The sequence below is a fragment of the Plantactinospora sp. KBS50 genome (genome assembly GCF_002285795.1).
Taxonomy (GTDB): Bacteria; Actinomycetota; Actinomycetes; order Mycobacteriales; family Micromonosporaceae; genus KBS50.
Genome location: NZ_CP022961.1, coordinates 6532070 through 6551465 on the forward strand (window position 1 = coordinate 6532070; position 19396 = coordinate 6551465).

A 19396-nucleotide genomic window follows, 5' to 3' on the forward strand; every position below is an offset into this window, starting at 1 on the left:
ATGGCTGCTCTCGAAGCCCTTTTGGACGGCGTTACAGGCTGCTCCGGGAAGGGATCGAGCGGGTGCTTGCCACCATCGGGACCGGCAGGGGTGGAGAAGACTGACGCGGCACTGACCGGACCGGCGTTCGGTTCGATGCCCGGGATCGACCCGGTTGACCGTGGTGTCCGCCATCATGCTGTCACCGGATCCGCTATGGTGGAGCGGTTGAGGCGGAAGGTGGGCATCGATGGGCAGCACCGCGCGGAACATGCCGTGCCCCACGCTCGTCGTGCCGTCCGGCCCGCCAGCGCCTCGACCTACTCCGCCGGCGTCCCGCTGAGAGACGAGTTCCGTCTTCGTCGGGTGTTCCCGCCGGCACCTCTTCAGGCCGTCCCAGGCCCCGGTGCGCCTGTGCCCGCGCCCCCGCGGCTCTCCAGCTCGTACCTCCGTGACAACTCACGGCGTGATCCGAGAAGCGTTCCGAGAATGTGAGAACAGTTCCCGATGAAGATGTCGACCATGTTCGGCGCCACGCTGCACACCGCGCCCGGACGCTCGGAGTCCGAGGGGCACCAGATGCTCCAACGGGCCGCCATGCTCCGGCAGGTCGCGCAGGGCATCTTCGCCTACCTTCCGCTCGGGTGGCGCACCATCCGGAAGATCGAGGCGGTGATGCGCTCGGAGATGGAACGCATCGGTGGGCAGGAGGTCTCGATGCCGGTGGTCAATCCGGCGGAGTTGTGGAAGCAGTCCGGCCGATACTTCAAGATCGGCCCGGAGCTGGCCCGGTTCCGCGACCGCCGTGGACGGGACATGGTGCTGGCGATGACCCACGAGGAGCTGGTCACGTTCCTCGGCCGGTCGGAGATCGAGTCCTACCGCCAGATGCCCCGGATGGCGTTCCAGCTCCAGACGAAGTTCCGGGACGACGCGCGTCCGCGGGCCGGGCTGATCCGGGTTCGTGAGTTCATCATGAAGGACGCGTACAGCTTCGACGTGGACGAGGCCGGCCTGGCCGTGCAGTACCGGGCGCAGTACCAGGCCTACTTCAACATCTTCCGGCGCTGCGGGCTGCCGGTCGAGGCGGTCCTGTCCGATGTGGGCATGATGGGCGGCAGCATGGCCCACGAGTTCATGTACCTCACTCCGATCGGCGAGGACACCCTGCTGCTCTGCGACTCCTGCGGGTTCGCCGCCAACCGGGAGGTCGCCACGTTCCGGAAGCCGGAGCCGTCCACCGCGGCGCCGGCGGAGCTGGAGGAGATCGCCACCCCCGGGACCACCACCATCGAGGCGTTGACCGCGGCCCTGGGCGTGCTGGCCGCCGAGACCGCCAAGGCCGTCTTTCTGGCCGCCGAGCGGGAGGAGACCGACGGGACCGTCCGGACCGAGTACATCCTGGCGGTTGTCCGGGGTGACATGGAGGCGAACGAGACGAAGATCGGCAACCTCGTCAAGGCGGCCGAACTCCGGCCCATGACCGAGGAGGAGATCGCCAAGATCGGCTCGGTCGCCGGATACGGCTCGCCGGTCGGTGTGGAGGGCGCGACGGTCATCGTCGATGAGCTGGTCGCGCGATCCACGAACCTGGTCGCGGGCGCCAACAAGGAGGGCTTCCACCTGCGCAACGTCAACGTGGGACGCGACTACGTCGCCGATCACGTCGGCGACATCACCGCCGCCCGGGCTGGTGACGCCTGCCCGAACTGCAGCCACGAACTGCGCACTACCCGCGGGGTGGAGGTGGGGCAGATCTTCAAGCTCGGTACCCGCTACTCGAACGACCTCGGCGCGATGTACCTCGACGCGGACGGCCAGCGCAAGCCGGTGATCATGGGCTGCTACGGCATCGGTGTCGGGCGGCTGCTCGCGTGCGCCGCCGAGGAGCACCGGGATGAGAAGGGACTGCGGCTGCCGGTCAGCATCGCGCCGTACCACGCCCACCTCACCCTGCTCGACGACGTGGATTCCGAGGCCGGTGAGCAGGCTCGGCGGATCTACGACGAGCTGTGGGCGTCTGGTGTCGAGGTCCTGTTCGACGACCGGAACGAGCGGGCCGGCGTAAAGTTCGCCGACGCGGACGTCATCGGCCTGCCCCTGCGCGTCACCATCGGCAAGCGGAGCTTGGCCGATGGCGCAGCCGAGGTGCGGGACCGTGCCACCGGTGAGACGACGAAGGTGCCGATCGACGGCGTGGTCGCCGAGCTGGGCCGGCGGATCGCGGCGATGCTCGCCGACACCGACGCCACGGCGACGCCGGTGGAGCTGCCCGTCGAGCTGTTCGAGCACTGATCCGGCCGGGCGGCCGCGAACTGTCGCCGGAGGTGGCGGTTCGCGGCCGCGCGGAGGCCGTGTGGTCCTGACCCGCGCCATCGAGCCGTGACCGCAGTGCGAGCTTCTCCCTGATTAGGGCCTGTGTCGAAGTCGGTCACAGCCACTCGTTGATGGCGGCGAGGTGGATGGTGGCCTCGTAGCGGACGGCCAGCTTGTCGTATCGGGTGGCCACGGCTCGGTTGCGCTTGAGTCGGTTGATGCCGCACTCCACGGCGTGACGTTGCTGGTAGATGTGCGGGTCGAAGGCCGGTGGCCGGCCGCCTCTGGATCCTCTGGCCCGCCGGTTGGCGTCCTGGTCGGCCTTGCTGGGAATGGTCGCGGCGATGCCCCGCCGGCGCAGGTAGGCCCGGTTGGCCTTCGAGGTGTACGCCTTGTCGGCCAGGACCCGGTCCGGTCGGGTCCTCGGACGACCGGTGACCAGGCGGGGAACGCGGATCGCGGCCAGAACCGGAATGAACTGGGGGCTGTCGCCGCGTTGCCCGGCAGCCAGCACGATGGCGAAGGGTTTCTGGCCTTGCTCGCAGCCCAGGTGCAGCTTCGTGGTCAACCCACCGCGGGACCGGCCGAGCGCATGGTCGGTCGGCTCAACGCTGACACCGCCGGGTGGCTCGGCCGACGAGTCTGTGTAACGCCCTACTCTGTCTAACTATCGGACATCGATGGGGATACGGCCTGGGAAGAAGATGTCCAGCGAGTTGAGGGCCTGCTTCCAGCCGTGGACGCCGGCGCCTTCGACGAGACGGGGCGGTGCCTGGCGGGACTGGTTGCGGGGCTTGCCGGCCTCGGCGGCGCGTTGCCGGGCGCGTTTGTCCTCGATGTCGGCGATGGCCAGCCAGATCAGTTTGACCACGGCGTCGTCGGTCGGGAAGTGTCCCCGGTTCTTGATGACCTTGCGGATCTGGTAGTTGAACGACTCGATCGCGTTGGTGGTGTAGATGATCCGCCGCACCTCGGGTGGGAAGGCCAGGAACGGGGTGAAGCGGTCCCAGGCGCGTTCCCAGACCGCGACCGCGGCGGGGTACCGCTTGCCGAGCGGGCTGTCGGCGAAGCCGAGCAACGCGGTCTCCGCGGCCTCGACCGTCGGCGCGGTGTAGATCTCCTTGAGCGCGGTGACCATCGCCCGCCGGTCCTTGTAGGACACGAACTTCATCGCCGCTCTGATCAGGTGCACCACGCAGGTTTGCACGGTGGTGTGCGGCCAGACGGCCTCGATCGCCTCGGGCAGGCCGGTCAGCCCGTCACAGCAGGCGATGAGGACATCGCGCACCCCCCGGTTACGCAATTCGGTGCACACCTGCATCCAGAACTTCGCCCCCTCGGCCTGCTGGACTTCCTCACGTCGCCCCATCGCTGCCCACGCCCGCGCTTCAATCGCCACCGCCAGGACGGCTCCCACGCATGCCTGATGCCGGGCAACATCCTGAGCCTGCTGTGCGAGGCTCACGGTCTCGCGGAAGTCCACGCCGTAGTAGTAGACATGAGCCTCCTGGGCGAGTACCCATGATCGAATCGCCGGGTCGCCCGCTTCCACGGCCGCAAGCCGGGCCGTGCGCGCCCACCGGTGGGCTGCGGTCCGGTCATCGATCCTGCAAAAGACAAGACACATCAGCCCAGACATCTGCGCGGCCATCCCGGTCAGGCGACGCAGAGCGGAGGCGGACCCGCTTCGTCCGATGATCTCCGTCAACTCGGCCAGGTCACCAGCGATCTCCCGAAGCAACATGCCTGCCGAATGGTCACGAGTCGCACGACCATGGCCGGTGACGATCCGCTCCCACTCGTCCAGTCCAACTGCGGTGATCGGCCCCACGCTCAGGACCTCGTTGAGCGAACGACGCAAGCCGTCAACCTCGTCCATGACGGCCGGTACGCCCACCACCGTGCGGCTTGGCGGGCGGCGATCAAGGCCAACTCCGGAAACGAGATCGGGCATCACCGGCGTGACTGACGCGTTGCGGTTCTGGACCCGCTCGGGCGCGCTCGCCTCAACAATCGCCTCATGATCAAGGACTGCTCCCCAACGGGCATGACGAGCCGCCTCAGCCTTCTCCTCCTTCTGCCGGGCCTCCGGGGACCGGTACCGTCATATCCGGTGACCAACTCGCCGCCCGCGCGAAGAAGCGAGTCACACTGCACCCAGAAGACCCGGTCCACCACCTGCCGGCCGCTCTCGACGTTCGCCACGGTGCTTCGAGTGCTGTGCACCAGCCGCGCCACGTCACCCTGGGTCAGTCCACATGATCTACGCCAGCCAGCGAGCTTCCGCCCAAGCGCCCGCTTCACATCACTGATCTGCTGCGGATCCAGGAAGATCCCCTCCACCGTCCTCGGAGGCATCGATCACCGCTCGCCACGTGTCCCTCACGGCAACGCGACACTAATCGATAACGGCCACAAGGCACGCCGTGGCACGAGCCTCACCATGCCTATCCGAAACGCACCGCCCTGACCTGGCCGTGCCGCCAGTCCCCGACGGAACCCGTCCCAACATCCGGATTAGCAAGTGGGACGACAAAGCATGATCAAAACCCACCCGGACAGGGCGGAACGCCGCTGGACGGGCCGGGACATGAGGGATGCTCGTCGCACGAGCACCCACCGAGCACCCAACCATCCACAAGGGACGGAACAAGCAAGGGGCCTGACTGCTGTTCCAGCAGGTCAGACCCCTCATGATCTTGCGCGCCCGAAGGGACTCGAACCCCTAACCTTCTGATCCGTAGTCAGATGCTCTATCCGTTGAGCTACGGGCGCAGGTGCCCGGCCAGTCTACACATCCGGCCGAACGCGGAGACTCCGGGATTCGAACCCGGGAGGGGCGGTTAACCCCAACCGCATTAGCAGTGCGGCGCCATAGACCAGACTAGGCGAAGTCTCCCCGGTGGTCGTGGACCACCGCCGGTCGAGGATACAGGGCGGGCGGCGACCTGAGCAAAGCACCTTCCATCGGACGGTCCGCCGGCTTCCGCCGCACCGTCTGGCGGTACGTGGCCGATCCCGGCAGGAGGTGTGAAAGGTCACTCACGACTAGGCTCTGGACCATGGAGGAGCAGCCGGCCACAGACCAGCCAGCCAGCCCGGGGGCGAGGCGGCGTCCGGGGGCCAAGCAGGACCCCACCACCGACAAGCCCGCCGGCAGCGCCGGGCGCGGGCAGGTTGACGGTACGCCGCCGGCCCCTCGACGACGTCCGGCGAAGGCCGCTCCTCCGGTCCTTTTCCAGCCACCGGCGCCCGCCGCCGAGCAGGGCGGGGTGCCGGGCCGGTCCGAACCGGCAGCTTCGCCCGGCACCGGGCCCCGGCCGGCGGCGCCCGCGGAGATACCCTTCCCGCCCACCGGGCCGGCGACCGCCCCGCGGACCGCTGCGCCCGAGGAGACGACCGGCGGGACACCGGCCAAGAAGCCGCGAGCGAAGGCCACGCCCACGAAGGCCACGCCCGCCAAGGCGGCACCGGCGAAGGCAGCACCGGCGAAGGCGGCACCGGCGCAACGGTCCGGGCCGGTCGAGGGCGGGACCGACCGGCCGGCCGAGGGAGCGACGCCGGCCAGCGCCGGGAGCATCGCGCCGAAGGCGACCAGGGCCCGGAAGGCGACTCCGGCGAAGAAGGCAGCCGCGGGCAAGAAGGCAGCCGCGGGCAAGACCACCCCGACGAAGAAGGCGACCGCGGCACCGGCGAAGAAGGCGGCCAAGGCCGCGAAGGCCACCGCGGAGCGCGATGCATCGGACCGCGCCAGCGCGGAGCGCGATGCGGCGCCGACCGGAGACGAGAGCGCCGCGCCGGCACAGCCGGCCGGCGCCGAGGTCGGTGGCGCGATCGAGGGTACGGCCGCCGCCGAGGCGGCCCGGCACGACGAGCTTCGGCCGGCCGTTGCGGACGGTGGACCGCCGACCGGACCGCCGGTTGGCCGTACGGGCGTCGGCGTGGGACCGGTCCGGCGCGTACTGGATCGGCCGGACCGGGCGGCGGAGCTGCTCGCCCAGGCGGCGGTCGAGGTCATCGGACCGCGGGCCCGGGAGTGGGTGGAGCGGACCCGCGCGGCCTATCCGGCGGCCGACCCGGACGGGCTGGCCCGGTTGGCGAGCCGGCGCTACACCCGGCTCGCCGGTGGCGGCGCGCTGTTGGCCGGCGTGACCGGACTGCTCGCCCCGGTGGCGGAGCTGACGGCCGTCGGCTGGGCGCAGGCGGGCCTGGTGCTGCACGTGGCCGCGGCGTACGGCCACGATCCGACGGACCCGGAGCGGGTGGTGGACCTGCTGGTGTTGACCGGCGCGCATCGGGATGCGGCGGCCGCCCGGGCGGCACTCGGCGGCGCGGATCCGGACGGCCCGGGCGACCCGGGTGATCCGGCCGGTGGGCTGCCGGTACGCCGGCTGCTGTTGGCGGGCCGGCGGCTGGCGGCGCCGTTCGCCGCGCAGTCGGGTGGCTGGCTGGCGGTCCGGTTGGCGGTCCGGGGTCTGCCCGGCGGTGGCCCGTTGGCCGCGGCGGCGGCCAACGCGGAGGCCGTGCAGCGGTTGGCGGCGCGCTCGGCCGCGCACTACCGGGTCGGTCCGGCGGGCGGCTGAGGGGTGCCGGGCCGGCGGACGGCCGAGGTCGGTCGGGCGGCTCAGAGCCAGTCGAACCAGGAGCGGGGCAGCGCGGCGTAGCCGACGAAGGCGACCACGTCCAGCAGGGTGTGGGCGATCACCAGCGGCAGCACCCGCCGGGTACGCAGGAAGAACAGCGCGAAGATCACGCCGAGGACGGCGTTGCCGACGAACGCGCCGATGCCCTGGTAGAGGTGGTAGGAGCCGCGGAGCACGGCGCTGGCGGCCACCGCCGGCCAGCAGCGCCAGGCCAGTTCGCGCAGCCGGGTCACCAGGTAGCCGACCACGACGACCTCCTCCAGGATCGCGTTCTGCGCGGCGGAGAGGATCAGCACGGGCACGGCCCACCACAGGTGCGGCAGCGCGGCGGGTACGACGGTGGCGTTGATGCCGAGCCGGGCGGCCAGCCAGAACAGGCCGAGGCCGGGCAGTCCGACCAGCGCCGCGAGGCCGGCGCCGCGGGCCAGGTCGGCGCCGGGCCGCCGGGCGTCCAGGCCGAGCAGCCCGCGCGCGTCGCCGGGGTCCCGGCTCAGCAGGTGTACGGCGAGCAGCACGGGTACGAGCGCGAAGCCGATGCCGAGAAGCTGGTAGGTCAGGTCGAGCCAGGGGCGGCTGGACTGGGACGGGTTGAGGGTGGCGGTCTGCTGGGAGAGCGGCCGGTCGGCGGTCAGCCGGGCGATGATCGTGACCAGCGAGTAGACGGCCGACTGGCCCAGTGAGACGCCGAGCACGAGCAGGACCTCGATCCGGAGGGTCCGGTGCCGGGTCGGGGCGGCGAGGTCGGTGGTCACCCTGACACTCTGCCCGACGTGGCCGCGGGGTCGGACGCCGGCCGGGTGATCCGGGATCGCATTTTCGGTCAGACCCGTGAGCGGGACTCTCGATCGCACACTGTGTGCGATCGGTGTCGACGGAGCGTGTCCATTCTGAGGGTGCACATTCCAGGGCACCACCCCAGCACGAACCCCGATCTGCCGGCCAGCTCGTGCGGGCGCATCCGACGCACGACGATACCGAGAAGGACGTCTATGGACAACCTCGGGCGGCTGTTGAAGGAGAGCTGGGTTCTCGTCGAGGATCGGCGGGACCAGCTGGCCAGCCACTTCTACGCACGGATGTTCCTGTCCGATCCGACGCTGCGTCCACTGTTCCCGGTCCAGCTCACGGGCCAGCGGAACCGGCTGCTGGAGGCGCTCGTCACGGCGATCCACACCGTCGACGACCCCGAGCACTTCGACGCGTACCTGCGTGGCCTGGGCCGCGACCACCGCAAGTATCACGTGGCGCCGGAGCACTACGACGTGGTGGGCGTCTCGCTGCTGGACGCCCTGCGCACGTTCGCGGGTGACCAGTGGACCATCGAGTACGACCAGGCGTGGCGCGACGCGTACGCGGCGATCGCGGCCCGCATGCTGGCCGGCGCCGCGGCCGACCCGAACCCGCCGTTCTGGCACGCCGAGGTGCTCACCCACGAGCGGTACGGCCGGGACATCGCCGTGTTCACCTGCCAACCGTTGCAGTATCCGCTGCCCTACCGGGCGGGTCAGTACGTCAGCATCGAGGCGCCCCGGCATCTGGCCCGGATGTGGCGCACCTACTCGATCGCGAACGCGCCGGGCGAGGACAACGTGCTGGAGTTCCACGTCCGGTGCCGGAACGCGGGCTGGGTGTCCGGTGCGCTGGTACGCCGGATCCGCCCCGGTGACCTGCTGCGGGTGGCCGCGCCGATGGGCTCGATGACGCTGGATCCCGAGTCGACCCGGGACGTGCTGTGCGTGGCCTCCGGGGTGGGGTTGGCCCCGGTCAAGGCCCTGGTGGAGGAGTTGGCCCGGTACAACCGGACGCGCTGGGTGCACGTGTTCGTGGGCGCCCGCACCGAGGCCGACCTCTACGGCCTGGAGTCGCTGTACCGGCTCTCCGCCCGGCACCCGTGGCTGTCGGTGGTGCCGGTGTGCAGCGCCGACCCGTCCTTCTCGGGCGAACACGGCACCCTCGGTCAGGCGCTGGACCGGTTCGGCCCGTGGACCGGGCACGACTGCTTCGTCTCGGGCTCGACCAAGATGGTCCGCTCGACCCTGCGGGTGTTGGCCGAGCAGGAGGTGCCGAGCGAGAACATCCGGTACGACACCTTCGGCGACACCTAGTGCGGCGTCGACGTCCAGGACGCCGTGACAGACCTCCCTCCCCCCAAAAATGGGCCCCGGGTCCCGCTCACGCGGGATCCGGGGCCCTCCCCCCGCGATCGTCAGTAGCGCCAGGGGTGGCCGGTTTCCCGGTACTCCTCCACCGGCACCAGCGGCATGCCGGCGGCCATCCGGTCCACGTAGAGGCGGCCCTCCAGGTGGTCGATCTCGTGTGCCACCAGCCGCGCCATGGCGAAGTCGAACGAGGTGATCACCGGGGAGCCGTCGTACTCCAGGTGTTCGACGTCCAGTCGCAACGGCCGGGGCACGAGTCCGCGTACGTCGAAGAAGGACAGGCAGCCCTCGTACTGTTCGTCGGCGTCCGGGCCGACGTCCACCACCCGGGGGTTGAGCAGGACGACCGGTTCGGCGCCGCGGTCCGGCGGTCGTACGACGGCGGCCGAGCAGTCGAGCCCGATCTGCGGCGCGGCCAGCCCGACGCCCTTGCTGAACGGGTGCAGTTCGTCGACCCGTTCCAGCGCCTCCAGCAGCCGGCCCACGGCTTCCCGCGCCGCGTTCTCCTCGGCGGGCAGGTCGAAGCGGCGCGTCGGTTGGCGCAGGATGTCGGCGCCGCGTTGCAGGATGCCGGCGCCGCGCATCCGGTCGCTGGCCCGTTCCTCGTTGCCGGTCACCACGCCGTCCGGTCCGGACGGCAGCGCCCGGAATCGCCATTCCATCCGGTACCGCGCGTGCAGCTGCGGGTATTCGGTGCCCCACTCGAAGATGACCCGGTCGCCGTCGGCGCGGCGGTCGATCGGGGTACGCAGCGGGCCTTCCTCCGCCGACAGCGACGTTTCGACGCCCCAGACCTGCGGGTCCAGGCTCGCCGGCAGGTCGATCCGGACGGCCAGGCGCTGGGTGGGCATCCGGACGGCCCGCTGGAACCACGGTCCCCACTTCTCCTCGCCGACCGTGTACGCGTACTCGATGGTGGCCCGGCGTCCGGGATAGAGCGGAAAGCGTTCCTCGCCGTTCTCGAACAGCAGCCAGGCTTCCTTGAAGGCGTCCCGGTCGTGCTTGGTCCGCCAGTCCATCGGCTCCACCCGACCGTCGTCCCGGCATCGGGCCTGGAGGTCCAGCTCGGTGAAGGTGAGCGGGTGTTCCCGGTGGTGCCGGTTCGAGCGTCCGGGGTCGTGCGGGTACCGGTCGACCGCGATCCGGACGAGGTACCGGGTGACCGGCTCGTTGCCGCCGTTGAAGAGGCGGCGCCGGACGACGCAGCGGTAGACGCCGTCGACGTACCGGAGGGTGGCGATCTCCTCCTCGACGGCCAGGCCGGTGCCGGGCGGCAGCCAGTGGTCGGCGGCGGCCACGGCGCGCCGCGGCCCGGGTACGGTCCGCGCCTGGCGCAGTTCGTCGTACTCCTGGAAGCGTTGCCAGATCGCGCCGCTGGCACCCAGGACGGCCTCCGCGCGCCGGGCGAAGTCCTCGGTGGGCCGGTGCCGGCGCCCTTCCACGTGGCTGACGTACGACGGGTCGAAGCCCATCCGGGCGGCCAGTTGCTTCTTGCTCAGGCCACGGGCCACCCTCCGCCGGGAGAGTTCGGCCGCGAACGAGTCGGCAGCCCGTTCGAGAGGCGAGAGGGTCATCAGTGTCCTCGAGGCCGGGAGTTTCCAGTGTGCTGGCGTTCACCGGCGGAACCACGAAAGTGAAGCGTTGCCGACATTCACCTTGACAATTTGTCGTAAATCGTCAATGATCAACACGGCGAGTACGTCTTCTGACACACTCTGAGACGTCTCACCACGATCCCCCCGACCATCGCCCCGTCCCCCAAAAGCGGCAAAATCCTCGTTAGGTTTGCCTTACCTGACCCCAGTGGCTAGCCTGGCCCCAGGCGTGCCCCTGGGGGTTGAACGTGGGCGCGCCGGGAAGTCCGACGAGACGGAATCTCGGGGGGAAACGGCGATGACCGGTACGGCAGCTGCACGGCGAGGCTGGTGCCCGCCGTGCTGACGCTGACCACCCGCCGGTCCGAGGCCACGCCCCCGCCACTCGCGCCGGTCACCGGACTCCTCCACACCATCTTCGGCACCGACGTGCTGCCCGGGCTCGCCCCGGACCTGGTGGTCACCGACGAGCGCGGCTGGCTGCCCGCCACCGACCTGATCAACGGCCGGCACCTGGACGACCTGCTGGCCACCGCGGCACACCGCTGGGACGCCCAACCGCACGCCGCCGCGGCGCTGGCCTGGAAGGCGTACACCTACTGGCTCGCGCTGCCGGTCGTGCTGGGCTGGCTGTCGGCCCGCCGCGTCCCGCTGGTGGATCCGGCCGACGTACTGGTCCGGCTCGACGACGACGGACCGCTCATCGCGTTCGGCCTGCGCCGCTCGGCGCGAATCGCCGCGCTGCCCACCGACCCCGCGGCCCTCACCGGGGACCCCCGGGTACGCGTGGTCCGCGACGAGGCCCAGTTGCTCGCCGAACTGCGCCGCTCGCTGCTGGACGCCCACCTCGACCCGCTGCTGGCCGCGATCCAGACCCGGGTCCGGATCGGCGCCCGCACCCTGCTCGGGTCGGTCGCCTCCGGCGTGGCGTACGGGGTGCTGCGCGCCGCCGACGCCGTTCCGGGCTCCCCGGCCGGCGCCATCGACACCCTGCTCGGCGCCCTCGACCTCGACGACCTGATCGAACTGGTCCCCGGCCCCGCCGGCGCGCCGATGGTGCAGCGCAAGACCTGCTGCCTGGCCTTCACCCTGCCCAAGCCGAAGTTCTGCGCCGGCTGCTGCGTCCGGCCCTCCTGAGCCCGGCCGGGACGCTCAGGCGGTCAGCGCCCGCACGTCCCACACCCAGACCCCGCCCCGGCGTACCGGTTCGATCCCGGTCAGCTCCGTCATCGCCCGGCGCATGGCCGCCTCGTACGGGACGGGGGCCAGCACCACCACACCGGCCCGCCAGTACCGCAGGTCCGCCACCGCCGCCTGGCGGCGGCGAGCGGTGATCGGCGGCGCGCTACCGGTGTCCCGGATCCGGGAGAAGAGGTTGCTGGTGGAGCGGGGCGGCGCCGAGAACCGGGCCCGCCGGTCGGGCCGCCCGTCCGGGCCGAGGAAGTAGCCCCGGGGCAGCCGCAGGTCCAGCCCGGTGACGGCGGACCAGCGCAGCGGATCGGTGTAGTGGGCATCCGGCAGCGGCAGCGGCACCACCGTCCGGTCGCCAACCACGTACTCCCGCCAGGTGCCGGCCGTGACGAACGCCGGCACCGGATCGAGCGGCGCCGTGGGCAGCGGCGTCGGCGCGAGCGGGAGCAGCAGCAGCACGAGCGCCGCCAGCATCGCCAGCCGCACCCGCCGGCCTGTCCACCAACCGCCCGGACTGCCGGTCTCGTCCGCACTCCCTGCGCCGTCCCTTCTCCCGGTCTCGTCCGTTCTCCCGGCGACGTCTCTCCCGGCGACGTCTCTCCCGGCACCGTCCGGACTCCCGGTCTCGTGCGTTCTCTGCGCCTCGTGCGTTCCCCCGGCGCCGTCCGGGCCGGTCGCCGCGACCGGCCCGGCGGCGCCGGCCCCGTCGCGGGCCAGCACCATCGCGCGGTCCCAGCCGAGCGCGACCAGGACGGCCAGCAGCGGCCCGGCCGCCAGCGCCCAGCGGGTCGGGACCACCGCGTCGAGGACGGGGAGTTGGTCAAGCGCGGCCCACGGCCCCGGGATACCGGTGATGCGGCCGGCCACCCGCAGCCGCGGGCCGAGCGACAGCAGCGCGAAGACCAGCGCCGCCGCGGACACCGCCAGCGCCACCGCGCTGCGCCGGAGCCACCACACCAGCACCGGCAGGGCCAGCAGCAGGGGCCAGCCGAAGAACGCGTTCTCCTCGGTGGCGTTCTGCGCCAGTCCGCCGGGCGGAAACAGGTGGCCGCCCAGCGACTCCCGCGAGTACGCACCGAAGGACAGCAGGTCGGCGGCGTACCCGGCGACCGCCGGCGGCAGGCCGCGGTAGCTGCCGGGGCCGGTCAGCGCCACGCTGAGCGGGTAGGCCAGCAGCAGCCCCGAGAGCAGCGCCGCGGTGCCCAGGCCGGCCAGGAACGTCCGGGCGTCCCGCCGTACTGCTGGTCGCAGCGCGGCGACCACGGCCGTGACGATCCCGAGGCCCACCGCGGTGAACAGCAGTATCTCGGGGTTGAGGAACGCCTGCGCCACCGCCACGGCCGCGAGCAGGGCGCCGTTGCGGAGCCACCGGCCGGGATCGCGCAGCCGGACGGTACGCCAGACCAGCACCGGAACCAGGAACTGAGCCACGATGTTGGGGTGGCCGTTGGCGTGCGACACCATGCCCGGGGCGAAGCCGGCGACCAGCGCACCGAGCCAGGCGGCGGACCGGGTCCGGACCAGCATCCGGGAGAACAACAGGTACCAGGCGATCCCGGTGCCGGCGAGGGCACCGGTCAGGAACACCGTAAAGGCGAGGTGCGGGCCGAGCGCCAACGTGCCGGGGGTCAGCGGAAGAGTTATGGTCAGCACGGAGGTGTTCGCCATCAGGTTCACCCCGACCGGGGCGTTCATCCGGTCGCTGAAAAGCGGATCCGCACCGGTCGTCAGCACCCGCGCGCCGTGCGCCAACATCCATTCGAACAATGCCTGGTCGGATCGGTTGGCCCGCAGTTCCTGGTCCGGAAACACCCACAACCGGGCCGTGACCCAGCCAGCCAGCAGGACGAAGCTGACCATCGCCGCCGCGTCGACCAGCCGGGCGGACCGGAGCCGGACGGGGATGACACGGCGGGCCGACCCGGCTCCCTCGGGCGTTCGGGGGTAGCCGCGCCCCGACGGGGGGCCACCGGATTCGGAACGTCGGGTTGTCATACCATTTCGGAGCGTATCGGGATGACTTGCTGATCGTAGGGGATCGGCAAGATTTAACGAGAAAAACTCGGATCCGTCCCACACCATGGAGTCCGATTTTCGTAGAGTCGCCGTAAGTGGTTAACTCTGTCGGTTCAGGGTGCAGGGTCATAGCAGATCGTGAGGCATCGACGTATGGCACAACTCACCGGAGACCAGCAGGTTCAGTCCGAGGTGCTGGAGGGCTTGGCCACTGCGGTGAACCACCGCCGGTGGTTCGTCGAGCTCGCCGTGCCCTACCTCGGTGACAACCCGATCGAGATCGGCAGCGGCCTCGGTGACTACGCCCTCGAATGGGCGCCGTACCTGGACCGCTTCACGGCCACCGAGGCGGACCCCGAGCGCCTGATCACGCTCAAGGAGCGGCTGGCGGTCGAGCCCAAGATCGAGGTACGCGAGATGCTGCTGCCGCACTCCACGCGCGGCGACTACAGCGCCGCCGTCTCGTACAACGTGCTGGAGCACATCGAGGACCACGTGGGTGCGCTACAGAGCATGCGCGACCTGGTCCGACCGGGCGGCGCCATCGTGCTGATCGTCCCGGCGTTCGAGTTCGCGATGAGCCCCGCGGACGTCGCCACCGGCCACGTCCGGCGGTACACCCGCAAGACCATGCGCGCCGCCCTCGAAGCTGCCGGCCTCACGGTCGAGCGGCTGCACTACGCCAACGCGCTCGGCCTGCTCGGCTACTACATGGCCACCAGCGTGTTCCGGCTGATGCCCAAGGAAGGGCCGATGGTGAAGCTCTACGACAGCCTCGTGCTCCCGGTCACCAAGGCGGCCGAGCAGATCGTCCGGCCACCGTTCGGGCAGTCCGTCTTCGCGGTGGCCCGCGTACCCGGCTGACCCGCCGCGGGCGCCGACCCTCCCGCGGGCGCGTCGGCACGGCCACGCGGTCGCGGCCGTGCCGGCGCCGCCGAGGTGCTACTCCTTCACCTGGTACGTCGGGCGGATGACCGCCCGCGCCAGGGTGTGGAACGTCAGGTTGAACCCGACCTGCGCGCACGGCGTGTCCGGCCCCAGGTCGAGGCTCGGAACGTCCAGCGCGTGCACGGCGAAGAGGTACCGGTGCGCCCGGTCGCCGGCCGGCGGCGCCGCACCGCCGTACCCCTGCGAACCGTAGTCGTTGCGCATCGCCACGGCGCCGTCGAGCGACTGGCCGCCGGCCCCGCGCGGCAGTTCGGTCACCGTGGCCGGCAAATTGATCAGCACCCAGTGCCAGAATCCGCTGGCGGTGGGAGCATCCGGGTCGAAGCAGGTCACCACGAAGCTCTGCGTCTCCGCGGGGAAGCCGGACCAGCTCAGCTGCGGCGACTCGTTTCCGCCGCCGACGCTCTGATGCGCGAACGCGGCGTCCATCGGCTCGCCGTTGGCCACGTCCGTGCTGGTGAGCGTGAACGACGGTACGGGCGGCAGGGTCTCGTACGGGTCCGGGGCGATCGGACGATCCAGGTTCATCTCATGTCCTTCCGCGAGAATGTCCGCAGACCTTCTTACCCGAACCAGGCCGACGACACGGACATGTCGGCAACGCCACTCGCTGTGGACAGGCCAGGGAGATCGAGGTCAGGTACCGCGTCTGCGACCTGGCCGCGTTGGAGCCCGAGCCATGCCGCCGTGACGTTGCCCTGTCGGCCCTGTAACTCAGGAAGACCAGGCGTACGCCCAGGATGGCTGTTCCTGGACGACGTCGAGCGCATCGGGGAGCGTTCGTGGAGATCGAGAAGATCATCGGTCCGGGGCAGTCTGGGAAGGCCCTGCAAGCCGCGCAACCCTGGCTGGTGTGTAGCAGCGAGGCCACACCAGCGGATCGCAGTAGCGCCGTTCGACGGCAACGCTCCGGTGTCCCGGTTGCCGCCATCTGCTGGCATGCTCTGCCCGTGCTCGATCGCCAGTGGCTCACCCAGGACCAGCAGTTCGCTCCCGGCAGGGAACTGTTCCGCTGCGACCGTCAGTTCGCCGTCTGGGCCTACACCATCAGCCACAGCCAACTGGTGCTGCGGGCGCGGACGACCGGTACCGACGGGCACCGGCCGACACGCATTGATGTTCTCTTCAAGCCCGTCGAGGCGATGAAGACCCGGATGGAGTACCGGGACGGGCTGGTCATCCGGTGCGCCACGACCGACGAACGCGACCGAATCCTGGCCGACGCCGGCTTGGTGGGTACGAATTTCAGGGTGTTCGTGCTGCCGACCCCGGATGGGCTCGACCATGTCGTCACCATGGGTGTCGGGTGGTGCGAGGATGAGCGGGAAGATCGCGAGTGACAGGGCTGGACTTCTTCGTCGACGTGGTGGTCCGTGGCATGGTTCTCGGCGTCGGAGCCGGTGATCCGCCTGACGAGGTGGCGCGGGTGCTGGGATCCGGGTACGTCGAGGACCTACGCCGCACCACCCTGCGCCGCGACTACGGCCTGGTCGAGTTCTCCTGGACAAGGGGACGCGATGACACCGCTTGGTGCCCCGGCGGCTTCGTTGTCCAGGTACACCGGCTGACCGCGTTGCCCGTCACCACGCCGTTCGACCGGTACGGGTCGTTCGATCAACGGCTACGGTTCGACGGGTTGGCCCGCACGGTCGCCGCGCTTGATCAGCGGCTGGAGGAGATTGCCCGCGAAGGTGACAGCCCCACCTTCCGCCGGTACGGGCTTGCGGAGTCGCAGACCGTCATCTTGGTCGTCGCCGACAGCGCGGACGGTCGACTTTCGGCTGGCGATGTGTGGTCGATCGCCGTCCCGTCTCCAGCCGCCGGCCGGCCCGCCGCACGCAGCCAAGCCATCGACCACCAGTTGGCCCACATGCTGCGGCTGTCCGACACCGCCCGCGCCGACTGGCTCCAGCGCAACCAGCCGGCCGCGGCTCACGTCAACTGGTGGCTGGCATTGCTCTGCACGCCCGACCGGAAGTTCAACAAGGCGGGCCGGCCGATCCAGATGCGGGCAGACTGGGTACGGCTGACACTGTGGCTGCTGCGCTGGACCAGCGATCAAGGCGTCTTCAACGCCTACGAACACGCCCAGCGGATGGCGTACTTCCGCGCGATGTTGAAGGACCTGGACATCGACTCGCTCGCGCTGGCGCCCTCTGCCGACGAGATCGTCCGGAACTGCCTGGCGGCCATCCCGGTCAGTCTGGACGAGGTGGCACTCGTCGACCACCCATCGGCGCTGCGTCGACTGAACCGGAGTCAGATGTGGGCGTCCCGTCGGGCCAAGAACCTGATCAACGCCGCAGAATACAACCTGGACGACGTCACCGACGAACGACTGGCCCAGCAGCTACGGCAGTGGATCGCAGTCAAGCGACGCCTCGTCTGATGTCCGCTGCAGTTTGCCTCCGACGTTGCCGGACGAACGCCGCGCGGTCCAACGGAAGAAGTTGAGCCGCGCGGCGCCCACGCACTACCCCTCCTGAGCCAGCGGCTCGACGTCGAGTTCGACGACGGCCACCCCGGCGCAGAGCGGAAACATCGAGTGCGTACCGCGTTGGCCTGCTCGTACATCGGCCGAGTCGCCGATCAACGGTTCTGCAAATTCGGCAAGCGTGAGCGCAGCCCCGGGTCAGCTTCGCCCCTCAGCCGACCTGAACCTTGACCACCCAGTCGACTCCGTTTAGCGCTGGCCGTTGGCCACGACGATGGTCCGGCACGTCGCTCGAAGTCAAAGAGAACCTTGAGCTTATCAATGATTCTTGTTGCCGCCATCTCCCATAAATGCCCTGACGGCAGACCGTATTGCGTCAGCGTGGAGATAGATATCGTCAACAGAACCGATCAAATGACGGGTCTCGGTCTTATCGGCATCGAACGTCCCAACGTACTTTCGAGCCTTCCCATTGAAGTGCAGTCGCGCTATGGGCTTGCGGTTGTTGTCGTCCAGGATGACCGCGAAGTACGACTTTGCGTCGCGACCCACAATGCGCTGGGGCTTAACCTCGCTACATGCGATCGCCTTGACGATCTGGTAGCCGTTCAGCTCTTCGAGCGTCGTTTCCACCTCGGTGTCACGGGTGACGTCGCCCAGTGCGACCTCTTCGCTCTCAAGCACATCGGAAGGCGCCTCGGTGGCCTGTCTGGGAAGGCTTGCGTGGAGTGCGTCTTTCAGACGTTCATTTACTTGATCTCGGACAAACTGCGAGGACGCCTTGGCAACCAGTGAACGAAACTGTTCGCGCCTCTTCTGAGTGAAGGCGCCATCATAGACTCTCGTGGCGAAAAATTTGACCCAATCATCCTCGGGATCCTTGAACTGCGCCGCCATCGAGCGCTTGATTTGGCCGAGATATTTCAATTCTTCCGCCGCGCTGATAATGGAGTCAAGGTCGAAGACTTCTTTTGTGAGCTTGCGCAGTTCCGGCAACAAGCTGTCATCAATGTCTTGCAGATCCAGCACGAGAAATGGCTTGGCATCCATCTTGTTGGGCGCGTCGAGATCGGTGTAGAATTGGTAGACCTGACCGTTGGTGAGGACCGCGATCCGCGCGTTCGTGACCGAGAAATACCGATAGAGCTGAGATGCGTGTTCAATTTTTAGAGAGTCGCGCGGCTGCTTGCATTCGATGAGGATCTGCACCTCGCCGGAATGCATGATTGCGTAGTCGACCTTTTCGCCCTTCTTGGCGCCGACGTCGGCGGTGAACTCCGGTATCACCTCCAGCGGATCAAAGACATCGTAGCCGAGGATCATCGAGATGAACGGCATGACGAAAGCATTCTTGGCAGCTTCTTCCGTCTGAATCGTGTCCCGCTGATTTCGAACCTTCGTGGCAAGCGCGGCGACCCGTTCATCGAACTCCATTAAGCACTCCCCTTTTTTTCTGGCAGGCGAAAGACACCGGGCGCGGCCCGCAATCCCTTGCTGGCGAGTCTGATGCCCACGGCAAGCCCGGATGTTACCGACCGATTGCCTAGCGCGACCTCAGAAAAGAGACCGACTAATCCCTCCTTTCGCCTTGCCGATGGGACAGAAAGGGCGGGTTCGTGGTGTCTTGATCGTGAGTATGATGCGCTCCCGACCCGAGTGGGTCTCCTGGATCTTGAGCCGCAGGCCAGCTGTCCACGTCTGCCGCGGTGAACAAGGCCTATTCCTCGTGCATCGAGGCCCGGGTCGAAGAAGCACCGGGTGACGCCGACAGGCAACCGCCACGACCAGTGAGACACGGCGGCATCGGCAAGGGCCGGCGAAATCGATTCACCAGCTGTGAACACGCCCCCGGCCGGCGTTCGTGCTGGTCGGGGGACGTTTTTGCTGCTCGGACGGCGGAGGGTGTGGGATTCGAACCCACGAAGAGATTGCTCCCTTACCGGTTTTCAAGACCAGCGCCATCGGCCACTAGGCGAACCCTCCGGACGACGCGCCCGGCTCGCCGGGACACCGCCGGTCCTAGTCTGCCATGGCCCGGTGAACCGTCGGTGATCGCCGGACCCCGGCCTCGAACCATCCTCGAACCATCCTCGAACCGCGGCGGACCGGGCGTGG

Annotated in this window: 13 protein-coding genes, 3 tRNA genes and 2 pseudogenes; 7 read left to right on the top strand and 11 right to left on the bottom strand. The window is 69.4% G+C overall.

The annotated features are described in order from the left end of the window. The first annotated feature begins 492 nt into the window (after positions 1-492). A complete protein-coding gene (locus tag CIK06_RS28265; RefSeq protein WP_095568211.1) occupies positions 493-2274 on the top strand; it encodes a proline--tRNA ligase in 1782 nt (593 codons plus the stop codon). A gap of 136 nt (positions 2275-2410) precedes the next feature. Here the strand turns inward: CIK06_RS28265 and CIK06_RS28270 are convergent. From CIK06_RS28270 to CIK06_RS28290, 5 genes and pseudogenes are all read right to left on the bottom strand, one after another. Then, positions 2411-2926 (bottom strand): annotated as a pseudogene (locus CIK06_RS28270) (IS5 family transposase); the annotation flags it as partial. Positions 2927-2962: 36 nt separating this feature from the next. Next, a pseudogene (locus CIK06_RS28275) lies at positions 2963-3646 on the bottom strand (IS256 family transposase); the annotation flags it as partial. Positions 3647-4248: 602 nt separating this feature from the next. Further along, the gene (locus CIK06_RS31805) at positions 4249-4653 is read right to left on the bottom strand and encodes a helix-turn-helix transcriptional regulator (protein WP_232533914.1); all 405 of its coding nucleotides are present in this window, start codon (positions 4651-4653) and stop codon (positions 4249-4251) included. A gap of 344 nt (positions 4654-4997) precedes the next feature. Continuing rightward, positions 4998-5070, bottom strand: a tRNA-Arg gene (locus CIK06_RS28285). A gap of 34 nt (positions 5071-5104) precedes the next feature. Continuing rightward, positions 5105-5194, bottom strand: a tRNA-Ser gene (locus CIK06_RS28290). A gap of 373 nt (positions 5195-5567) precedes the next feature. Here CIK06_RS28290 and CIK06_RS30385 point away from each other — a divergent pair. Further along, positions 5568-6878 carry a hypothetical protein gene (locus tag CIK06_RS30385; protein WP_198348044.1) on the top strand — a complete coding sequence of 437 codons (1311 nt, stop codon included), beginning with the start codon at positions 5568-5570 and terminating at the stop codon, positions 6876-6878. A 41-nt stretch (positions 6879-6919) separates the two neighbouring features. On the opposite strand, the gene CIK06_RS28300 is transcribed toward CIK06_RS30385, so the two are convergent. Continuing rightward, complete coding sequence (locus tag CIK06_RS28300) at positions 6920-7690, bottom strand: CPBP family intramembrane glutamic endopeptidase (protein ID WP_095567340.1); 771 nt, start codon at positions 7688-7690, stop codon at positions 6920-6922. Between the two features lie 237 nt (positions 7691-7927). Between CIK06_RS28300 and CIK06_RS28305 the strand changes: the two genes are divergently transcribed. Beyond that, positions 7928-9043, top strand: coding sequence for a globin domain-containing protein (locus CIK06_RS28305; protein WP_095567341.1), 1116 nt, complete (start codon positions 7928-7930; stop codon positions 9041-9043). Positions 9044-9144: 101 nt separating this feature from the next. Here the strand turns inward: CIK06_RS28305 and CIK06_RS28310 are convergent, their stop codons facing one another. Beyond that, complete coding sequence (locus CIK06_RS28310) at positions 9145-10671, bottom strand: peptide deformylase (protein WP_095567342.1); 1527 nt, start codon at positions 10669-10671, stop codon at positions 9145-9147. A gap of 351 nt (positions 10672-11022) precedes the next feature. Here CIK06_RS28310 and CIK06_RS28315 point away from each other — a divergent pair, with 351 nt between their 5' ends. Then, a complete protein-coding gene (locus CIK06_RS28315; protein ID WP_369916053.1) occupies positions 11023-11829 on the top strand; it encodes an IucA/IucC family C-terminal-domain containing protein in 807 nt (268 codons plus the stop codon). A gap of 15 nt (positions 11830-11844) precedes the next feature. Here the strand turns inward: CIK06_RS28315 and CIK06_RS28320 are convergent, their stop codons facing one another. Then, entirely contained in the window at positions 11845-13743 is a 1899-nt protein-coding gene (locus CIK06_RS28320; protein ID WP_095567343.1) for a hypothetical protein, read from the bottom strand. A gap of 309 nt (positions 13744-14052) precedes the next feature. On the opposite strand from CIK06_RS28320, the gene CIK06_RS28325 reads away from it, so the two are divergent. Beyond that, complete coding sequence (locus CIK06_RS28325) at positions 14053-14763, top strand: class I SAM-dependent methyltransferase (RefSeq protein ID WP_095567344.1); 711 nt, start codon at positions 14053-14055, stop codon at positions 14761-14763. Between the two features lie 78 nt (positions 14764-14841). Here the strand turns inward: CIK06_RS28325 and CIK06_RS28330 are convergent, their stop codons facing one another. Further along, complete coding sequence (locus tag CIK06_RS28330) at positions 14842-15375, bottom strand: YbhB/YbcL family Raf kinase inhibitor-like protein (RefSeq protein WP_095567345.1); 534 nt, start codon at positions 15373-15375, stop codon at positions 14842-14844. A gap of 254 nt (positions 15376-15629) precedes the next feature. On the opposite strand from CIK06_RS28330, the gene CIK06_RS28335 reads away from it, so the two are divergent. Both CIK06_RS28335 and CIK06_RS28340 read left to right on the top strand, forming a co-directional pair. Continuing rightward, positions 15630-16187: a hypothetical protein gene (locus CIK06_RS28335; protein ID WP_157756987.1), complete on the top strand. Its 558-nt coding sequence runs from the start codon at positions 15630-15632 to the stop codon at positions 16185-16187. Next, positions 16184-17236 carry a hypothetical protein gene (locus CIK06_RS28340; protein ID WP_095567347.1) on the top strand — a complete coding sequence of 351 codons (1053 nt, stop codon included), beginning with the start codon at positions 16184-16186 and terminating at the stop codon, positions 17234-17236. The genes CIK06_RS28335 and CIK06_RS28340 overlap by 4 nt, the downstream gene beginning before the upstream one ends. A gap of 363 nt (positions 17237-17599) precedes the next feature. Here CIK06_RS28340 and CIK06_RS28345 read toward each other — a convergent pair whose 3' ends face one another. Together CIK06_RS28345 and CIK06_RS28350 are read right to left on the bottom strand one after the other, a co-directional pair. After that, positions 17600-18715: a type I restriction endonuclease gene (locus CIK06_RS28345; RefSeq protein WP_095567348.1), complete on the bottom strand. Its 1116-nt coding sequence runs from the start codon at positions 18713-18715 to the stop codon at positions 17600-17602. A gap of 462 nt (positions 18716-19177) precedes the next feature. Then, positions 19178-19264, bottom strand: a tRNA-Ser gene (locus CIK06_RS28350). Positions 19265-19396: the final 132 nt, after the last annotated feature.

What these genes read in the sequence shown, in the direction of transcription:
- CIK06_RS28330 (WP_095567345.1), bottom strand. Translation starts at nt 15,375, where the DNA reads ATGAACCTGGATCGTCCGATCGCCCCGGACCCGTACGAGACCCTGCCG.
- CIK06_RS28345 (WP_095567348.1), bottom strand. Translation starts at nt 18,715, where the DNA reads ATGGAGTTCGATGAACGGGTCGCCGCGCTTGCCACGAAGGTTCGAAAT.
- CIK06_RS28310 (WP_095567342.1), bottom strand. Translation starts at nt 10,671, where the DNA reads ATGACCCTCTCGCCTCTCGAACGGGCTGCCGACTCGTTCGCGGCCGAA.
- CIK06_RS28320 (WP_095567343.1), bottom strand. Translation starts at nt 13,743, where the DNA reads ATGGTCAGCTTCGTCCTGCTGGCTGGCTGGGTCACGGCCCGGTTGTGG.
- CIK06_RS28305 (WP_095567341.1), top strand. Translation starts at nt 7,928, where the DNA reads ATGGACAACCTCGGGCGGCTGTTGAAGGAGAGCTGGGTTCTCGTCGAG.
- CIK06_RS28325 (WP_095567344.1), top strand. Translation starts at nt 14,053, where the DNA reads ATGGCACAACTCACCGGAGACCAGCAGGTTCAGTCCGAGGTGCTGGAG.
- CIK06_RS28265 (WP_095568211.1), top strand. Translation starts at nt 493, where the DNA reads ATGTCGACCATGTTCGGCGCCACGCTGCACACCGCGCCCGGACGCTCG.
- CIK06_RS31805 (WP_232533914.1), bottom strand. Translation starts at nt 4,653, where the DNA reads ATGCCTCCGAGGACGGTGGAGGGGATCTTCCTGGATCCGCAGCAGATC.